The organism is Lamprocystis purpurea DSM 4197 (assembly GCF_000379525.1).
Taxonomy (GTDB): Bacteria; Pseudomonadota; Gammaproteobacteria; order Chromatiales; family Chromatiaceae; genus Thiodictyon; species Thiodictyon purpureum.
In genome coordinates this window covers 77,140-94,511 of sequence record NZ_KB902475.1, presented here as the reverse complement: position 1 = coordinate 94,511, position 17,372 = coordinate 77,140, and the positions used below count along the sequence as shown (strand labels likewise).

Genomic DNA, 17,372 nt, shown 5'->3' with positions numbered 1-17,372 from the left:
TGCGTTATAAATATGTCCGTTAGCACATTTGTAGTATAGAACTGGCGCGCGATCTCTTCTGTGAATTTTCGAATCTTCAACTGGGCATTGACAAACAGGGCACCCTAGACCAGTCGGATGAAGTATATTAACCAAGAAATCATAGCATTTCTGTTCGTCCATTAACTCGATGACGGAAAAAATGAGCATATCAGTCCAAAAAGATAATTATGTGCTGTGCGGTATTTCATTATCGTCTATCATTCTAAATTAATAAAGGCTCACACACTTGGCCTCATGAGCCGAAAGAGTTTCAGGTTTCTTATGTTATTTATCGTCTGCCCTTCCGCAGTATCGGAACGATATACAACGCCTGAAGGTTGATGTCATGGGCCACAAAGCGTCGTTGTTGCGCGCTGATCCGATTCTCTTCTCGCCGATCTATCTTAACGCGGACAATGTTTCCACGGAGAAGTTACTTGCCCTTTATCGCTTTTCCAATATTTTCTTCCCGAAAATGGGTTCCGGTCTGGTGCGAACGATCCTCGACATGGAACGGCACGGTGAGCGGTTGACGGCAAATAGTTCTCCGGAGGAACGACGGAAACTGATTCGGCAGATGAAGAGTCTGAATATGGATATACAGTTGACCGTCAGCGACGAGGATCAGAAAATAATGGAAATCTCAATCCATATCGTGCCCAGCGAAGTGCTGGAGCGGGCGCAGCAGGGACGGAACGATCTGGTTCAGTATCAACGACTCAGTGACGATCTGGATAAGCTGATCGCCAAGCTGATCGCGAAGGAGGTCTGTCGCCGGTTCACATCCAAGCTGGCGGTCGGTTTCAAGGCGCTGACCGGGATCCGGCAAGTGCCGTCTTTCATCACTCAACTGCTTGATATCGGCTGGATCAACCGCGACGGCGAGTTGCTGCAAGAGGCTTGTATCGATGATTTGTTGACCGGGAAATACCGTGAACAATTCGAGCAATGGATGCCGAAGGAACTGCTGCATGAGGGGATGGAGATCCGGGAAACCATCGAGACTTTTTTTGCGATCAGCCAGTACGATGCCGACTCCTTGATTCAGGATGCACGCGAACGTCATGCCCTGCTTGAAATTACTATTCGGGAAACGGTACTGCGGTGAAGCGATGCCGCGCTTCCCCAGTTCCGCGACGCGCCCCGATCCGCGCCCTGGTCATCAGCGGGATTTTTGCGGGTATCCGTTATGTGTTTTTTTGTCGGATCGGAACGGGAACTGTGACTTGAAGCGCGGTTTACAATCCACGGCTGTACCAGTCCCTGGTACACGTGGTACAACATTGGTCAGCACAAAGACACGTGGCGCAAGGTGCCATGTCAGGGTTTTGACTTGAGTCGCCCCAGGATTGTGCGGGGCGGACCGCCGTGGTGCCACGGCAGTGTTCGAGCGCGGATACCAATCGCATGGCGGGGTTGCAGCCCATGAATGACGCGGACGCGGACAGTGACCTGCGCGGGGCGAGGGTGCTGGTGATCGACGACAGCAAGACGATCCGCCGTGCCGCCGAGGGCCTGTTGACCAAGGCAGGCTGCGAGGTGCGGACCGCCGAGGACGGTTTCGAGGCCTTGGGCAAGATCATGGAGTTCAAGCCGGATCTGGTGTTTGTCGATATCATGATGCCGCGGCTGGACGGGTATCATACCTGCGCCTTGATCAAGGCCAATGCGCAACTGCGGCATACGCCGGTGGTGATGCTCTCCAGCAAGGACGGATTATTCGACCGGGCGAAGGGCCGCCTGGTCGGGGCTGGCCTTTATCTGTCCAAGCCCTTCACCGGTGAGGAGTTGCTCGATGCGGTGCGCGGCTCGTTGCGGCGCCGCGCGGGCAGCGCGGACCAAGACGAGTTCCGTCAAACATAGAGCCTAGCTATGATCAATGTTTCCCGCGGTCGCGACGAGGCTGGTCCCAGCCCGGGCACCGGTTCGCCCGGCGGCGGACCGGAATGCGCGCCGGCCACCGTACTGATCGTCGATGACTCACCCACCGAGTCCCGCATTTTTTCCAATGTGTTGAGCAAGGCCGGGTACCACGTCGAGACGGCGACCAACGGTGAGCAGGGGATCGAAATGGCGCGGCGGCTTCAGCCGGATGTCATCCTGATGGACGTGATCATGCCCGTGCTCAACGGCTTCCAGGCCACTCGCATGCTGCACCGGGACGCGGCGACGGCAGGCATTCCGATCATTATGGTGACGACCAAGGACCAGCCCACCGACCGCGTCTGGGGGATGCGGCAGGGTGCCGTGGACTATCTCATCAAGCCGGTGGCCGCGACCGAGTTGCTGGCGCGCGTCCAAGCGGCGCTCCAGCGCTGATGGCGATGGACTCACCGGTTGCCACGGGCGCCGCGTTGTTCGACCTGCTGGCCGGGGTCGAGGCTCGCTTTCGCGCACTGACCACGCGGTTGCCGGAGGACGCGCCGGCGGCGGGGCGCTGGTCGGGGATCCTGTTCCGGGTCGGTGCGTCACGGCTGCTCGCCCCCCTGGATCAGGTGGTCGAGGTTTTGAGTGTGCCCGCCGACCTGACCCCGGTGCCGGGGACCAAGCCCTGGATGTTGGGTGTCGCCAATAACCGCGGAACCTTACTCCCGCTCCTGGACCTGGCCACGCTGACCCAAGGCGGCGTGCCGGCGCGGCGGGAGACGGACCGCGTTCTGGTGGTGCGCCAGGATGACCTGCCTTGCGGATTGGTGGCGAACGAGGTGCTCGGTATCCGTCATTTTGCGGAGGCGCAGCGGTGTGCCGGGCCGTCTGCCGGACTCGGTGTGCTGCAACCCTTCGCCCAAGGCGCTTTCTCGTTGGCGGGTGCGGTGGTTCCGGTGATCGCTCTGGACCTGCTGCTCGCGGATTCCCTGGTCAGCCAGGAAACTTCAACCGGACCCGGAGTTGGAACGCGATGGCGAAGCGAAGCGATTTAGGGCGGGGCAACACCGTCGGCGCGCTCAATGGCGCGGTGATCGGCTGGGCGGCGTTCGCCCTGGTCTGCGCCGCCCTGGCGCTGGCGAGTGATGTCCTGATGAGGAAGGTCGCGGATGGCTACGCACGTTTGTCACTGGCAGCGGCTGCTCAGCAGGCCCCGGGTCAGCAAATGACCCTTGCCGCGGGCGCGGCGGTCGCTGGTGATCCGGGTGCTTTCGATCGGCTGCGGGCCGAGCGGGATCAGGTGCAGCGGGGGATGGACGCGCTGCCGGCCGGGTCGGCAGCCGAGGGGTTGTCGGCCTCACTGGCGCGCGTCGAACCGCACCTGCGCGCCGCGCAGACCGCCTGGATCGCCTATCGCGGGACGGCGGATCGCATCCTTGACGCACAGGCCGATCTGCTGGGGATGCGCGACCTGATTCAGTCCACCGCGGCCCTGCTGCCGGACGTCGGGGCTGCCATGACCCGATCCGCCGAGTTGATCGTTGCCGAGGGCGCGCCCGCTGGGCAGGCCTGGGAGGCCGGTCGCCAATTGGCGCGCCTCCAGGCCATGAATGCCGGTTTGGAGCGGTTGCTGGTCGGTGGTCAGCCGGGGTCGGTGGCGGGGGATGCCGACGATGCCGTGACCAAAGAGTTTACCGTGCACCTGGAGGCGCTGACCGCGCAGGCGGGCACCCGCGGCGCGACCGCAACGCGCGATGCACTGGCGCAGACCGCCCTGCTGTGGACCGCGATGCGCACCGGCGTCGATGCGCTGCGCGAACTGGTGCCGCGGGCGCTGCCGGCGATCGATGCCCTGGCACCCTTGCAGGAGGCCGGGTCGGCGTTCGCTACCGCGCTGGACACCTTGGCGGCTGCCGGTCGCGAGGCACCGCTGGAAGCGCGGGTCGGACCCCTGCCGGTCGGGCCCTGGGCGGTGCCGCTGTTCACCGCCCTGGCACTGGCCGGGTTGATCGCGCTCGGTGTCCGCGTGGTGTCGGACGCGCGGCGGCGCGTGGCGGCCGCGTTGGCCCAGAGCGGGTGTGACGAGCAGGCCATCCTGCGCCTGCTCGACGAGATGGGCAATCTGGCCGACGGCGACTTGACCGTGACGGCCACGGTGACCGAGGACAAGACCGGGGCCATCGCCGACTCGGTCAATTTTGCGGTGGAGGCCCTGCGGGGCCTGGTTGCGACCATCAATGCCACTGCCGCGAAGGTCGCGCAGGCGTCACAGGAAAGCCGCACCATCGCCGTGCGCTTGACCGAGGCGGCCGCGGCGCAGGCCGCGCAGATCACGCTGGCGTCCGGGGCCATTCGGTCATTGACGGAGCAGATCAATCAAGTGGCCAACAACGCCATCGAGTCGGCCGAGGTCGCCTCGCGGTCGCTACAGGTGGCGGGGCGGGGTGCCCGGACCGTGCGCGACACCATTGCGGGCATGGACGCGATCCGCGAACAGATCCAGGAGACCGCGAAGCGCATCAAGCGGCTCGGCGAGAGTTCGCAGGAAATCGGCGAGATCGTCGAGCTGATCGACGACATCGCCGATCAGACCAATATCCTGGCCCTGAACGCCGCCATGCAGGCGGCCATGGCCGGCGACGCCGGACGCGGTTTTGCGGTGGTTGCCGACGAGGTGCAGCGCCTTGCCGAGCGTTCGCGCAACGCGACCAAGCAAATCGAGGTGCTGGTGCGTACCATTCAGGCCGACACCAATGAGGCGGTGAGTTCCATGGAGGCCAGCACCGCGGGCGTGGTGGAGGGGGCGAATCTGGCCGAGAACGCCGGGGAGGCACTGCGCGAGATCGAGAACGTCTCGGCGTACATCGCCGACCTGACCAAGCGCATCGCCGATTCCTCTGCGCTTCAATCCGATCAGTCGGCGGAGATCAACGCGACTGTGCAGGCAATCCGGGGGATCACCGAGGAGAACGCGGACGGGACCCGGCGGGCCGCCGCGGCGGTGGAGGAACTCGTGAGTCTGGTCACCGAATTGCAGCGCTCGGTGGCGGGTTTTCGGTTGAGCTGATGGACCGCGGCCTGGCTCGCGGCCGGTTTCAGTGCCTTGTCCAAGGCCTCACCCAGGGGCAGTGATCCCATGGCAGAAAAGGTTGTCGGCGGTCTGAAGTGGGTCAAGAGCGAAATCGCCGCGACCCTGCGTCGGGTCACCGAACGCGTCGAAGTCTACGGGCAAACCAGCGAATCCGGGTCCCTGGGCGATGCGGTGGACGCCCTGTTCGAGATTCGCGGGGTGCTGCTCGCGCTGCAACTCACTCTGCCCGCGCGTCTGGCGGACGAGATGCAGCGGTTATGCGATGCCATGGCCGAGGATCGCGTGCGCAGCCCCAAGGAGGCTGCCGAGGCCATGATGCTGGCCCTGATCCAACTGCCGAACCATCTGGATCGATTGGACGTCGGCGTCGCGAGCGACCCCCTGAGCCTGTGGCCGACCATCAACGATCTGCGCGCATCGCGGGGTGCTCCCCCGCTGACTCAGGCGGAGCTGCTGGTTCCGGGTTCGGTACTGGCCGAGGAGGAGGAAGACCTGCCGTCGGAGGCGCTGGAGGCACTCACCGCGGTCTTTCGTAAGGTGCGGCCGCATTTTCACCGCGATCTGGTCGAGTGGTACCGCCCGGCGACCAGCAGTGAGGGCCTGATCAAACTCGGGCGTCTGTTCCATCAACTCCACCGGTTCCTGAAAGACGGCATTCTGGCGGACTTATTTCGCTTGGCCGAAGCCTATGCGGTGAGCATGCAAGGCGGGGAGATCGCCGCCGATGCGGATGCCCAGACCCTGGTCGGGCGCTTGGATCGGGTGTTCAAGCCGCTGGTCGATACACCGCCCGAATGGCCCGACGCGGAAGCCCGCCAACTGATCGATGCCTTTCTCGGCGCGCTATCCGGTCACTCGATTCAGACCTCCAGCGTAGACGATATCCAGGCCCATTATCAGCGGGTGCATGGTTTGGCCGCCGACCGAACGCACGCCGGCAATGCCGCGTCCGATGCCCTGGCCGGCCTGGCCCAGGCGATGTTGAGCGAGCTGACGCCCCTGAAGGAACGGCTGGACGCCTTTGTGCGCGGTGGGCGCGATGATCGGGCTCCATTGGACGAGATCAGGACGGGTCTGCGGGTTCTGGCGCGCACGCTGGACGTTGCCGATACCGGCGATCTGCCCGAGCGGCTGCGCCTGCTGGCGGACGGTTTCGGCGAGCTGGTGCCGGCCGAAACGGCCGAGGAGATCCAGCGGCTGGAAGCGCTGGCGGCCGATTTGCTGGGCATCGAGGCCGTGATACAGGCCTATGCGGAGCATCGTGACCCCCCCACGGGTAGCGTCATCGCGCCCGGACTCTATGTCGCGGAGTTGCAGAAGGCCACCTTGCGCGAAGCACGGGCCGAGTTCGTGGGCGTGCGGGACGCGATCCTTGCCTGCCGTGTTCAGGGGGCCCATCCGGCCCGTTTCCGCGAAGTCCCTGAGTGCCTGTCACGGGTGGCCGGAGCCTTGCAGATCCTTGGCGACGATGCGGCGGCCCAGGTCGCCACGGACCTCGCGGTGATGGTTCGGCGCCGCTATCTGGCGGCGGATCGCTGGCCGCGGGACTTGGAGTTCGGTTTTCTGGCGGATGCCATCGCCGCCTTGGAACTCCACATCGAGCGGGTCGAAGAAGGCGAGCCGGAGGATCACGACCTGATTCGCCAGTCTGCCGATGCGCTGCGTGACCTCGATCGCGCGCTCGGTGCCGCGCCAGGCGATGCGGACCAGGCCGACACCGTGGAGCGCATCGCTGCGGCACCCGCGCCCGCACCCGCGCTCGTCGACAGCGACGCTGTCGCGGCTGTTGCCGATGCAGGTGCAGCGCGTCCCGCCCAAGCAACGGGTATCTCGCCCGAGTTTCTCGATATCTTCCTGGAGGAGGCGCAGGAGGAGACGCAAGCGATCGGCGAGCGATTCGCGCGGTGGCAAGACAACCTGGCCGATGAGTCTGAGCTCAGTGCGTTGCGTCGAAGCTTCCATACCCTGAAGGGGAGCGGGCGGCTGGTTGGTGCCGTGCGGGTTGCCGACCTCACTGAGGCCGCTGAGGGAGTCCTCAACGGGCTGCTGGAGCTGGGTCTCGTACCGGATGCCGCAGGCGTCGCCTGGCTGGCCGAGGTGGTCGAGGTGCTGCCGCATCTGGTTGCCGCGGAGGCGCAGCAGCGTCCGCTGGACATCGCCGGTCTGGTGGCGCGGGCGGCGCAACTGGGGCAGCCGTCCGGTGCCGGATCGGCCGCTTTGACGTCCCCGGATCGACAGTCGGCGGACGCGCCGGCGAGCGCCTGGCCGGAGTCGTCGGAGGTGCTGGTGCCCGCCGCTCGCCCGGCAGAGGCGCGGCACGAGGGGGAGCAGGAGATCGGGTCCGGCGCCGACGTGACCGCGGCGGTGACGCAGTGGCCCACGGACGGGTTGCTCGTTGAATCGGCTGATCGCTGGTTTGCGGCGCAACTCGACTGGCTGAATGCGCCGCCCGCGACGGCACCCGTGGTCGCCGCCGCGGCGCCGCCCGAGGCACCGCAGGCCGCCGCGGTGACCGCGGCGGACTTGACGGATCACGCCAGTGTGTTTGTCGCGGACGACGAACTCCTGGCCATCTTTCGTGCCGAGACCCGCGGTCATCTGGATGACGTGCGTGCCTTTCTGGTGCGGGCGGCAGCCGGTGATGCGGTGCCGGATGAGGGGACCGTACGCGCGCTGCATACGCTCAGCGGCAGTGCCCGGATGTCGGGCATCGACTCGATCGCGGATGTTGCGCGGTTACTGGAGCGGCGTCTGCGCGCGCTGCAAATCGCCGCCGAGGCCGCCACCGCGGTCACCTTGGAGCTGATCGAGCGGGCCGTGGATGGCATTGCGCAGCGCACCGCGGAACTTCCCGCGATCGATACCGGGGCGGATCTGTTGCTCGCCCTGGCCGCGGACCTGACCGCGATCACGGTGTCGGAGGGCGTATCCGCGGTGGCCTGGGAGGCGCCCGTGGTGCCGGCATCGTCGCTCGATCTTGATCTCGAGGGTTTCAGCCTACCACCGCTGTGGCTGCCTGATTCTGCGCCGGTGGTATCCGACGACGATGGTAAGTCGGGCCCGGTCGAGGCAGTGAGTGTCTTGCTGGATCAGGGGCGGCTTGAGCCGCGGTTCATCGACCCTGCGCAATCCGACGCGCGGTCGGTGTCTGATCCCGCGGTGGCGGGCGGTGTCAACGGGGGCGAGGCGGCGCAGCGGGACTTGGAGCTGGTCGCTTTCCTCGATTTGTCCGATGAGCGTGCGCTCTCTGAGGAGGGTGGTAGCGATCGTTCCGGCGCGTCTGGAGCGGTGCGGTCAGTAGACGAATTGCCGAAGCTGACGCCAGTGCGCGCGCCGCGTCCGCAAGATCCCGGCAGGGTTGCCGCGGAGAGCTTGGCCGCTGCACTGGAGGCGGCGGTTGACGCCCTGGACGCCGAACTGGAGACGGTCACCTTACCCCCGGCGAGTGAGTTGACCGAAGGTCCCGAGTCCGTGCCGGCCAGTCAACCGGCAGGCCAGGAGCGCACAGATCCGCCTTGCGAACCGGCAGGCGAGCCCGACGATCAGGATCTCTTGAGCCTGTTCCTCGAGGACGGCCGCGATCTGCTCGACGGGATCGATGCCAAGCTTCGAAGCTGGCAGTTGGCGCCTCAAGACCTTGGTGTGCTTGACGGTATCAACCGGCTATTGCATACGCTCAAGGGCAGTGCGCGCCTGGCTGGCCTGACTCCCATCGGCGACCTGAGCCACGCGCTGGAGACGCGGTTGACCGCGGTCCGCGTCGCTCGGGGGCAGGTCGACGATACGACCCTGGAGTTGGCGCAGCGGACCGTGGACACCCTGTCACTGCAAATGGATGCGCTGGAACAGCACACGCCGCTCCCGCGTGCCGCGGCCCTGGTGGTGGCTTTGAATCAGGAGCCTGAGCCGGTTCCAACGGGCTCGACGGACGAAACCGAACGGGCGATCCTGCGCTCGGCCGTCAGTGTCGCTGCCGATGCGCCCGCGTCTCCCGAGGTCGCGGCGGCACCGGACCTGGTGTCCGCTCCGGCGGATGGACCCAGGGACGTCGGGGGGGTGACGGTACCGCAGGTTCGGGTGCGCTCCGACCTCATCAACCGGCTGGTCGATGCGGCCGGGGAGATCGGTCTGTACCGCGCGCGTCTCACTCAACGCAACGGTTTGCTGAGTGTCGGTCTCGGGGAACTCGACCAGACCGTGCGGCGATTGCGCGATCAGTTGCGCCAGTTGGAGACCGAGACCGAGACCCAGATCCGCGCTCACTACGAGCGTGAGGGGGCGGTCGAAGCGTCGGGGCCTGCCTTCGATCCACTGGAGCTGGACCGCTTTTCGACCTTTCAGCAGCTCTCCCGCGGTCTGGCCGAGACGGTGAATGATCTGGTCAGTCTGCGGGACCTGCTGGGCGGTTACCAACGCGAGTCCGCGGATCTGCTGACCCAGCAGGCGCGGCTGGCGAGCGATGTACAGGACGGGTTGCTGCGCACGCGGATGGTGCCCTTTGTTCAGGTGGTCCCGCGGTTGCATCGTCTAGTGCGTCAGACGGCGGAGAGCCTGGGCAAGTCCGCCCGCCTGGAGGTGATCGGACCGGAAGTGGAACTCGACCGCTCCATCCTTGACCGCCTGGCGGCGCCTCTGGAACATTTGCTGCGCAATGCCGTGGACCACGGCCTGGAGGCGCCGCCGGGACGAGCCGCCGCCGACAAGCCGGCCGCCGGGACTGTCACCCTGGCCCTGAGTCGGGAGGGCAACGAGGTGGTGATTCACCTGAGCGACGATGGACGCGGACTTGATCTGGCGGCGATCCGCGCCCAGGCGGTCGCCCGCGGTCTGTTGCCGGCGCAGGCGGAACTCGAGGCCGATGCGCTGATGCAGTTTGTCTTCGAACCGGGATTCACCACCTTGGGGCAGGTCACGCAGATTTCCGGACGCGGTGTCGGCCTGGACGTGGTGGCTTCCGAAATCAAGGCCGCCAACGGTACGATCGACCTGAGCTCGATCCCTGGGCAAGGCGCACGATTCAGTATCCGACTGCCGCTGACACTCGCCATCCTGGATGCCTTCCTGGTGCGGGTGGGTGCGAGTGTCTACGCGCTGCCGCATGCCGCCATCGAGGGCGTCGCGCGCATCGGTCGGGACGATCTCGCGGCGATCTATCAAGGGCGGGGCCGGGACTTCGATTATCAGGGTCACGCGTATCGGGTGGCTTATCTGGGTCGGTTGCTCGATCCCGGTCTGGAGCCCCGCCTGGGTGAGCAGCGCTGGCTGCCGCTGCTGCTCGCGCGGGTAGGCGACCTGCGTGTGGCCTTGCAGGTGGACGCCCTGATCGAGAGTGCCCGGATCCTCGTCAAACCCTTGGGCGCCCGGTTGGCCACGGTGCGCTGGCTGGCCGGCGGCGCCATCCTGCCGGATGGGCGAGTCGCCCTGATTCTGGATGTGCTCGCCCTGTTACGCTCCGGTGCCGTCCATGATTACCTGCCACCCAGCCAGGGCGTCGCCGTTGCCGCGCTTCAGCCGGTCTGTGTGATGGTCGTGGATGACTCCCTGACCGTGCGCCGGGTCACCGCGCGCTTGCTGCGGCGCCAGCAGATGGAGGTGATCACCGCCAACGATGGTGTCGAGGCGCTGACCTTGCTCGACGCGCGGCGGCCCGACCTGATCCTGTTGGATATCGAGATGCCGCGGATGGACGGTTATGAACTCACCCGCCACATCCGCCGGTCGGAGCGGTTGCGCGATCTGCCGATCATCATGATCACCTCGCGCGCCGGCCCGAAGCATCGCGATCACGCTCTGGCGCTCGGGGTCAACCGCTATCTCAGCAAACCGTTCCAGGAGTCCGAGTTGCTCGACGAGATCACCTCCCTGCTGGCGGAGCAACAGCGATGAACCAGAATGAACAGACGCTGCGGGTCCTGCTGCTGCCGGTGCCATGCGATCCGGACCCGTGGGACCTGTTGCTGCCGGGCGCCGCGGTCGCCGAGATCGTGCGCGCCGAGCCGCTGACGGCGGCGCAGTCAGGAGCGCCGGACTGGCTGATCGGCTATCTGGCGTGGCGCGGGTTGCAGTTGCCGGTGATCCGTCTGGCCGCCCCGGACCTGTCGTCCGACGACCAGTTGCGTCATCGTCAGGCCGTCGTGTGCCATGCCCCGGGGGGCGATCCGAGTCTGGCCTTTGTCGCCATCGAGAGCCCCGGGGTGCCGCGCCTGGAGCGTGTCACGCCGGAAAGCTTGAGCGCGCAGGACGCGCTTGCGGCTCAGGAAGGGCACCCGTTTCTTCAGGTCACCCTGCGTCTGCGAGGTCGTCCCGCGGCCCTGGTGGACCTCGATGCGATCGAGCGTGCCGTGCTGGCCGTGCTTCCGGGCGATGAGGTGTCGCCAGGTACTGAGTCAGACATCGGTTAGACAACGAATACCATCGTTGTCGTTGTCGTTGTCGTTGTCGCAATCGGAGAAGTGATTCACTTTGGGCATGCGCACCCCGATGTCTCTCAGGTTTCGATTCGCTCCGTCGCGTGACGCCACCAACCGCTGGAGCGGCCGGACGGCATTTCCACGCGAGAGATTGTGACCGTCCGCGCCAACACTGCGGCGAAGCCGCAAGCGGGACCGCCGGCAGCCTGCCGGCGCGCCGCCGTCAGGCCGCGTTCCGAACCGATGGAAGTCTGATAAGCCGCTGTAACAGTGACAAGGAATCCGGCGCTTTGCGCCGGGGCCGACAGGCTGTCGGCGGTCCCAGGCGCCGCCCTGCGGCGGCGGATTGACTGCTGCGGTGAATACTTGCCCAATCTCTGGCGTGTGGGAACGAGAAACGCTGTTGATGCGGATCGTTGCGATGCTGACTAAGCTCGGATCGCGAAGCCACGAGATGCCAGAGAATCCGGGGTGCTACGATAAACTCGATTACGACAACGACAACGACAACGACCGAGCCGCCAAGGGCATTCCCAAATGGACTTGTGTAACCTATGGAGAGTCAGGAGACCGCCACATCGGTCGCATGCGTGCGCGCGTGCAGGGCATAGAGCACGTCTTCGTCGGTGATGTGATCGACCAGCCAGTCCTGGGTCAGATCAAGGGCGCGGTCGGCCAGATCCTGGCTGGGACCGAAGGTTGCGAGGTCGTCCGCCAGGGCGTCCAGACGTTTGAAGAATGCCGCGTGGAGAGCCTGGTGCGCCGCCAGGGCAGGATAGGCGTGGTCCCGCATGAAGGACTCCTCGGTGGAGAAGTGGCTCGCGGCGTAGTCGCGCATGAACGTGAGCGCTTCCGCCACCGCCTGGAGTTCCTCACGTTCCAGGATGCGTTGGTAGAGCCGGTGGGACGCCTCGAAAAATCCCTGGTGTTGATGGTCGATCTCGGCGATGCCGACGGAGTAGACGTCTGACCAGTCGCGCAGCATGGGTCACCTGTGTGGGTGGTTGGGTTGGCGGTCTTCGACCGGACATTATCCGCGAACGCTCGGGCAATGGGTACGGGCCCTGCCTTTGTTTTAGTGCGGCGATGCCTTGACGGTCGTGAGTCCAAACTGTTCCCAGGACTGCATGCCGCCGCGATACCATTTGAGTCGATGGGCGGGGTAACCCAGGTCCAGCAGGGCGCGGATGTTGGTGGGTGACTGGCCGCACCAGGCGCCGTTACAGTAAAAGACCAGGGTCTTGGCATGGCCGAAATTCCACAGACCCTCCACGCGCACAGCACCGAATTCCAGTTCCAGCAATTCGGCCACCGCGGACGGGGAGGCGGTTGCCGGATCGATGCGGGTATAGGGGATGACGACGGCCCCCGGAATCACGCCGTGTCCGGTCCAGGCCGGCGTTCGCGAGTCGATGACCAGGACCGGCTCGCCGCTGGCCGCGCGTTTGAGGTAGTCGATCAGTTCCAGTTCGCCGATGGTCTCGACTCCGGGTGCCAATTGCATCGGCTGAATGCAGTATGGGGGGCAATCACGCGCGGTCTTGTCGTAAGGTGACGGGATGACATGCCCCGGGTCCTGATGACGCATCAACAGAACCTTACCGCCGCCCTGTCCAAGTTCGACATAGGGCATGGCGGCGGTGATCTTGACGCGCAGGTCGTCGAGATCGAAAGGTTCTGTGCTGGGATCTGCCGCGTGCGCGGCAGCAGCGGCCCCGAACGAGAGGAGGAGCGACAGGATGGCGGCGGCGAGACGGTCGCGGGGCTTCATGGAGAGGGTTGACGGTCGAACAGGTTGCGAAAGGCCAGTTGGTTGTTCTCGCTGAGAAAGTCGGCAAACACCCGATCGAATTGGTCGCGGGCCGCTTGCCGTCTCCCGAGCAGGTTGCCGATCAGGGCGCCCATGGCGAGCAGGGTTGCGGTCTGCGTCTGCGCTTGCGCCTCATCACGCATGGTCTGGGCGAGGTCGCGCAGATGGGCGGCCTGGACCGCGAGGTCCTGGTAGCTGCCCAGATTATCGAGCAGTCCTTTCATGAGACTGATCAGTGCGCGGCATTGGCCCTGGGGATAGAGGCTCTGGAAGAACTCCATGAGGTAGCGGAGTTTCTTGCAACTCTTACGCAGTTCGTGCAAATCTTCGGGCGGTGATTCGGCGCGAATCGCCCGACCCTCGCGGCGGACCCGCTTGAGCATCGCGCGGATACGCTGGTTGGCCACGTGTTGGATCGGCCGCGCACCGTTGGGGGTGTTGGACGCGTCAGCCACGGGCGCCTGGAGGAAGGATCGCCAATCAGTCAGTAACCGGGTGAAGCGATCCGCCGCGAGCGCGTGTGCGAGGCGGCGCTGCTCCGCCGCATAGTGTGCCAACAGAAAGTCCCGCAGGGGTTCCAGATCGGCACCCAGGGGTGCGGGCAGGGACTGTCGATAGGCCGCGAAATCGAGCAGATAGACATCGAGATCACGGACCGGGCCGGTGATTTGTTGCAGCCAGGCAAACTCCTCCTTGAAGTGCGCGACTACGGCCATCGGAAAGACTCCGCGCAACTGGCTGAGGGCCGAGCGGGTGCGCCGTGTCGCGACCCGCAAGTCGTGGAGAAACTCCGAATCGAGGTTGGCTCGGGCGCCGTCCAGATTGGCCTCCAGGGTGGTCAGCAGTCCGCGCAGGATTTGCTTGGTCACCAGGTCGGCGCGGGTTTCCGGCTCAAGCTGGAAATCGAGCTTGGACGAGTAGTCGGCGGGGCGCCGGCCAGCGGCGGCGAGGGCCTCCAGCAGGATGGGTTCGTGCGCGGATACGATGCCGAGTTCGCCCATCAAGTCCTTCAGCGTCGCCTTGACATGGTCCTCGTCGCCATGTTCGATCCGCACGCGCACGCGGACCTGCAGTTCTCCCACGCGCCCGCCGCGCGGGTCGCGGAAGCGCGATGCCTCGATCGTCAAGTGCGCCACTGTCTTATGCGCTGCCTTGTGATCCGCCGGGTGATCCGCTTTGTCATTCAGGCCGTGCAGTTCGAAGGTGCGGATGTGCGTTTCGATGTGCATCATCGGCAGCAGACAACGGATGTCGGTGATCTCCATCAGTCGCGTCCGCACCGGGCCGGGCGGCAGGTCCGCCGGGAAGGCCGGCGGTGCGGGGGCGATCTGCGCCAGCGGTGCGTCGGCCTGGTCCAGGCCGTGCCGGATCAGCGATGGGCGCGGCGGGGTGTCGCGCCACTCCAGGGTTGCACCGCTGAGGTAGACTGACCAGTCGAAGGTGTCGACAAAGGTCCGGTTCAAAGTCTCGGCGGGGTCCTCCTCCAGTCGCCAGTGCGTTTGGAGCGCGGCGAGCAGGCCGGTTATCCGGGCGGGGTCTGAAACCACGTATTCCATGTCGATCACGTTCTCTAGGATTACCTGGACTGTAAACGGCCGGGGGACCGCGGGGGTGGTGACGTCGGCGCGGAGACGACGACCGGCGGCGAACCCGCGGGAGCCGTGATTATCACAAAAGCAGGGCTCCGACGATACGCGCGCCGGTCGCAGAACCCGTTTTTCTTCCCCGCGGGTGTGCGGTCGACGGATCCCGCTTCACCGTGAAACCGTTGTTCGAACCCTCTGGACCACTGGCGATCTGTACCGCCAACTTGTTACTCTCCGCGCGCTGAGTGTTGCACCCGGCGCGCCGGGCGAAGGTGGGTGCTTCAGGATTCGGTGGCGGTTCCGGCGGGCGATTGGCCGGCCAGGCGCTGAACCAGTTTCATCTGTCGTGTTCTAAAGTCGCCGTAAACGCCCGCGAACGCCTGTGCCTCGGCGTCAGCCCCCGACTGCTTGCGGAAACTCGGGGCGCACCCATCTGGTGCGAGGATGGCCCGCGGAATGCGTCAAAACAGAGCGACATCCACGCCATCCGCGGATCTGGTCAGGTTGAGCCAAGCTTGGTCCGCTCCTTGCAGCTATCCAGGCAAGCCTTGTCTTTTCGCGGTTTGCCCTGAGCAATAGGATCATGGCGCACCGCGTTTCGGAGCGCGGACGCGGCGGGTAACAGCACCATTATTATTAACGAGGTATGTCTATGTCGATCTTCGATCGCTACCAGGCCCGGTATGAAGCGTCCCGCGAGGAGGTCCTGACCCTCGACGAGTACCTGGAACTGTGTAAGTCAGACCGGAGCGCCTATGCCGGTGCCGCGGAACGCCTGCTCATGGCGATCGGCGAGCCGCAATTCGTGGATACTCGCGACGACCCGCGCTTGAGCCGGATCTTTCAGAATAAGGTCATCAAGCGCTACCCGGCCTTCCCGGAATTCTACGGCATGGAGGAGTCGATCGAGCACCTGGTCTCCTATCTCAAGCACGCCGCTCAGGGTCTGGAGGAAAAGAAGCAGATTCTCTACCTGCTCGGTCCGGTTGGCGGCGGCAAGTCGTCGCTGGCGGAGAAGCTCAAGGAACTGATGGAACAGATTCCCTTCTATGCCATCCAGGGCTCACCCGTGTTCGAGTCACCCCTCGGGCTGTTCTCACCTGAGGAAGACGGCCCGATCCTGACGGAGGACTACGGCATCCCGAGGCATTATCTGCGCTGTATCATGTCCCCCTGGGCGGTGAAGCGGCTTCAGGAATACAAGGGTGACATCACCAAGTTCAAGGTGGTCAAGCTCTATCCGTCGATTCTGGAGCAGGTTGCCATCGCCAAGACCGAGCCGGGCGATGAGAACAACCAGGACATCTCCTCCCTGGTGGGCAAGGTCGATATTCGCCAGCTCGAACGTTTCGCCCAGAACGACGCCGACGCTTACAGCTACTCCGGCGCCTTGTGCCGTGCCAACCAGGGGCTGATGGAGTTCGTCGAGATGTTCAAGGCACCGATCAAGGTGCTGCACCCCCTGCTGACGGCCACCCAGGAGGGGAACTACAATGGCACCGAGGGTCTGTCGGCGCTGCCGTTTCAAGGCATCATTCTGGCCCATTCCAATGAATCGGAGTGGCAGACGTTCCGCAACAACAAGAACAACGAGGCCTTCCTCGATCGCGTCTTCATCGTCAAGGTGCCCTACTGTCTGCGCGTCAGTGATGAGGTCAAGATCTACGACAAGCTGCTGCGCAACAGCTCCCTCGCGAGTGCCCCCTGCGCTCCCGGGACCCTGGAGATGATGGCGCAGTTCTCCACGCTCACCCGCATCAAGGAGCCGGAGAATTCCAGTATCTATTCGAAGATGCGGGTGTATGACGGCGAGAACCTGAAGGATACCGACCCCAAGGCGAAATCTGTTCAGGAATACCGTGACTACGCGGGGGTTGACGAGGGCATGAGCGGGATCTCGACCCGTTTCGCCTTCAAGATCCTGTCTCAGGTGTTCAACTTCGATCACAGCGAGGTGGCGGCGAATCCGGTGCATCTGCTCTATGTCCTGGAGCGGCAGATCGCCCGTGAACAGTTGCCCCCCGAGGTCCAGGAACGCTACCTGAGTTATCTCAAGCAGTACATGGCGCCACGCTATGCCGAGTTCATCGGCAAGGAACTGCAGACCGCCTACCTCGAATCCTATGCCGAGTATGGTCAGAACATTTTCGATCGGTATGTGACCTACGCGGATTACTGGATTCAGGATCAGGAGTACCGGGACCCGGATACCGGCGAGATGATGAACCGGGGCGGACTGAACGAGGAACTGGAAAAGATCGAGAAGCCGGCCGGCATTTCCAATCCCAAGGATTTCCGGAACGAGATCGTCAATTTCGTGTTGCGTGCCCGCGCCGCCAATGGCGGCGCCAATCCGCGCTGGACCAGCTACGAGAAGCTCCGGGTCGTGATCGAGAAGAAGATGTTCTCCAACACCGAGGAGTTGCTGCCGGTCATCTCGTTCAATGCCAAGGCGTCAGTGGAGGACCAGAAGAAGCACAATCAGTTCGTCGACCGCATGACCGACAAGGGCTACACGGCCAAACAGGTCCGGCTGCTGTCGGAATGGTATCTGCGGGTGCGCAAGGCGCAATAAGTCAGGGGCGTTG

The 17,372-nt window shown here is 64.5% G+C and carries 11 protein-coding genes; 8 read left to right on the top strand and 3 right to left on the bottom strand.

The window, feature by feature from the left end:
- Window positions 1–367 precede the first annotated feature (367 nt).
- The 7 genes from A39O_RS0110875 to A39O_RS36485 all read left to right on the top strand — a co-directional run bounded on the left by A39O_RS0110875 (window position 368) and on the right by A39O_RS36485 (window position 11,379).
- Window positions 368–1,129, top strand: a complete 762-nt coding sequence (locus tag A39O_RS0110875; RefSeq protein ID WP_020504689.1) for a hypothetical protein — start codon at window positions 368–370, stop codon at window positions 1,127–1,129.
- Between the two features lie 317 nt (window positions 1,130–1,446).
- Window positions 1,447–1,884: a response regulator gene (locus A39O_RS0110870; protein WP_040527712.1), complete on the top strand. Its 438-nt coding sequence runs from the start codon at window positions 1,447–1,449 to the stop codon at window positions 1,882–1,884.
- Window positions 1,885–1,893: 9 nt separating this feature from the next.
- A complete protein-coding gene (locus A39O_RS0110865) occupies window positions 1,894–2,340 on the top strand; it encodes a response regulator (RefSeq protein ID WP_020504687.1) in 447 nt (148 codons plus the stop codon).
- Between the two features lie 5 nt (window positions 2,341–2,345).
- A complete protein-coding gene (locus tag A39O_RS33055; RefSeq protein ID WP_083924629.1) occupies window positions 2,346–2,942 on the top strand; it encodes a chemotaxis protein CheW in 597 nt (198 codons plus the stop codon).
- Window positions 2,921–4,954, top strand: coding sequence for a methyl-accepting chemotaxis protein (locus A39O_RS0110855; protein WP_020504685.1), 2,034 nt, complete (start codon window positions 2,921–2,923; stop codon window positions 4,952–4,954). Before A39O_RS33055 ends, A39O_RS0110855 begins: the two co-directional genes overlap by 22 nt.
- A 69-nt stretch (window positions 4,955–5,023) precedes the next feature.
- Window positions 5,024–10,864: a hybrid sensor histidine kinase/response regulator gene (locus tag A39O_RS0110850; protein WP_020504684.1), complete on the top strand. Its 5,841-nt coding sequence runs from the start codon at window positions 5,024–5,026 to the stop codon at window positions 10,862–10,864.
- Entirely contained in the window at window positions 10,861–11,379 is a 519-nt protein-coding gene (locus tag A39O_RS36485) for a chemotaxis protein CheW (RefSeq protein WP_020504683.1), read from the top strand. Before A39O_RS0110850 ends, A39O_RS36485 begins: the two co-directional genes overlap by 4 nt.
- Before the next feature lie 571 nt (window positions 11,380–11,950).
- Here A39O_RS36485 and A39O_RS0110840 read toward each other — a convergent pair.
- The 3 genes from A39O_RS0110840 to A39O_RS33045 form a co-directional block, all read right to left on the bottom strand.
- Window positions 11,951–12,373 carry a bacteriohemerythrin gene (locus A39O_RS0110840; RefSeq protein WP_020504682.1) on the bottom strand — a complete coding sequence of 141 codons (423 nt, stop codon included), beginning with the start codon at window positions 12,371–12,373 and terminating at the stop codon, window positions 11,951–11,953.
- A 90-nt stretch (window positions 12,374–12,463) separates the two neighbouring features.
- A complete protein-coding gene (locus tag A39O_RS0110835) occupies window positions 12,464–13,159 on the bottom strand; it encodes a rhodanese-like domain-containing protein (RefSeq protein WP_020504681.1) in 696 nt (231 codons plus the stop codon).
- Entirely contained in the window at window positions 13,156–14,754 is a 1,599-nt protein-coding gene (locus tag A39O_RS33045) for a CHAD domain-containing protein (protein ID WP_020504680.1), read from the bottom strand. Before A39O_RS33045 ends, A39O_RS0110835 begins: the two co-directional genes overlap by 4 nt.
- Before the next feature lie 682 nt (window positions 14,755–15,436).
- Here A39O_RS33045 and A39O_RS0110825 point away from each other — a divergent pair.
- Window positions 15,437–17,359 carry a PrkA family serine protein kinase gene (locus A39O_RS0110825; RefSeq protein ID WP_020504679.1) on the top strand — a complete coding sequence of 641 codons (1,923 nt, stop codon included), beginning with the start codon at window positions 15,437–15,439 and terminating at the stop codon, window positions 17,357–17,359.
- Window positions 17,360–17,372 lie beyond the last annotated feature (13 nt).

Coding starts and splice junctions, on each gene's coding strand:
- A39O_RS33055 (WP_083924629.1), top strand. CDS start 2,346: ATGGACTCACCGGTTGCCACGGGCGCCGCGTTGTTCGACCTGCTGGCC.
- A39O_RS0110875 (WP_020504689.1), top strand. CDS start 368: ATGGGCCACAAAGCGTCGTTGTTGCGCGCTGATCCGATTCTCTTCTCG.
- A39O_RS0110835 (WP_020504681.1), bottom strand. CDS start 13,159: ATGAAGCCCCGCGACCGTCTCGCCGCCGCCATCCTGTCGCTCCTCCTC.
- A39O_RS0110870 (WP_040527712.1), top strand. CDS start 1,447: ATGAATGACGCGGACGCGGACAGTGACCTGCGCGGGGCGAGGGTGCTG.
- A39O_RS0110855 (WP_020504685.1), top strand. CDS start 2,921: ATGGCGAAGCGAAGCGATTTAGGGCGGGGCAACACCGTCGGCGCGCTC.
- A39O_RS0110850 (WP_020504684.1), top strand. CDS start 5,024: ATGGCAGAAAAGGTTGTCGGCGGTCTGAAGTGGGTCAAGAGCGAAATC.
- A39O_RS0110865 (WP_020504687.1), top strand. CDS start 1,894: ATGATCAATGTTTCCCGCGGTCGCGACGAGGCTGGTCCCAGCCCGGGC.
- A39O_RS0110825 (WP_020504679.1), top strand. CDS start 15,437: ATGTCGATCTTCGATCGCTACCAGGCCCGGTATGAAGCGTCCCGCGAG.
- A39O_RS0110840 (WP_020504682.1), bottom strand. CDS start 12,373: ATGCTGCGCGACTGGTCAGACGTCTACTCCGTCGGCATCGCCGAGATC.
- A39O_RS33045 (WP_020504680.1), bottom strand. CDS start 14,754: ATGGAATACGTGGTTTCAGACCCCGCCCGGATAACCGGCCTGCTCGCC.
- A39O_RS36485 (WP_020504683.1), top strand. CDS start 10,861: ATGAACCAGAATGAACAGACGCTGCGGGTCCTGCTGCTGCCGGTGCCA.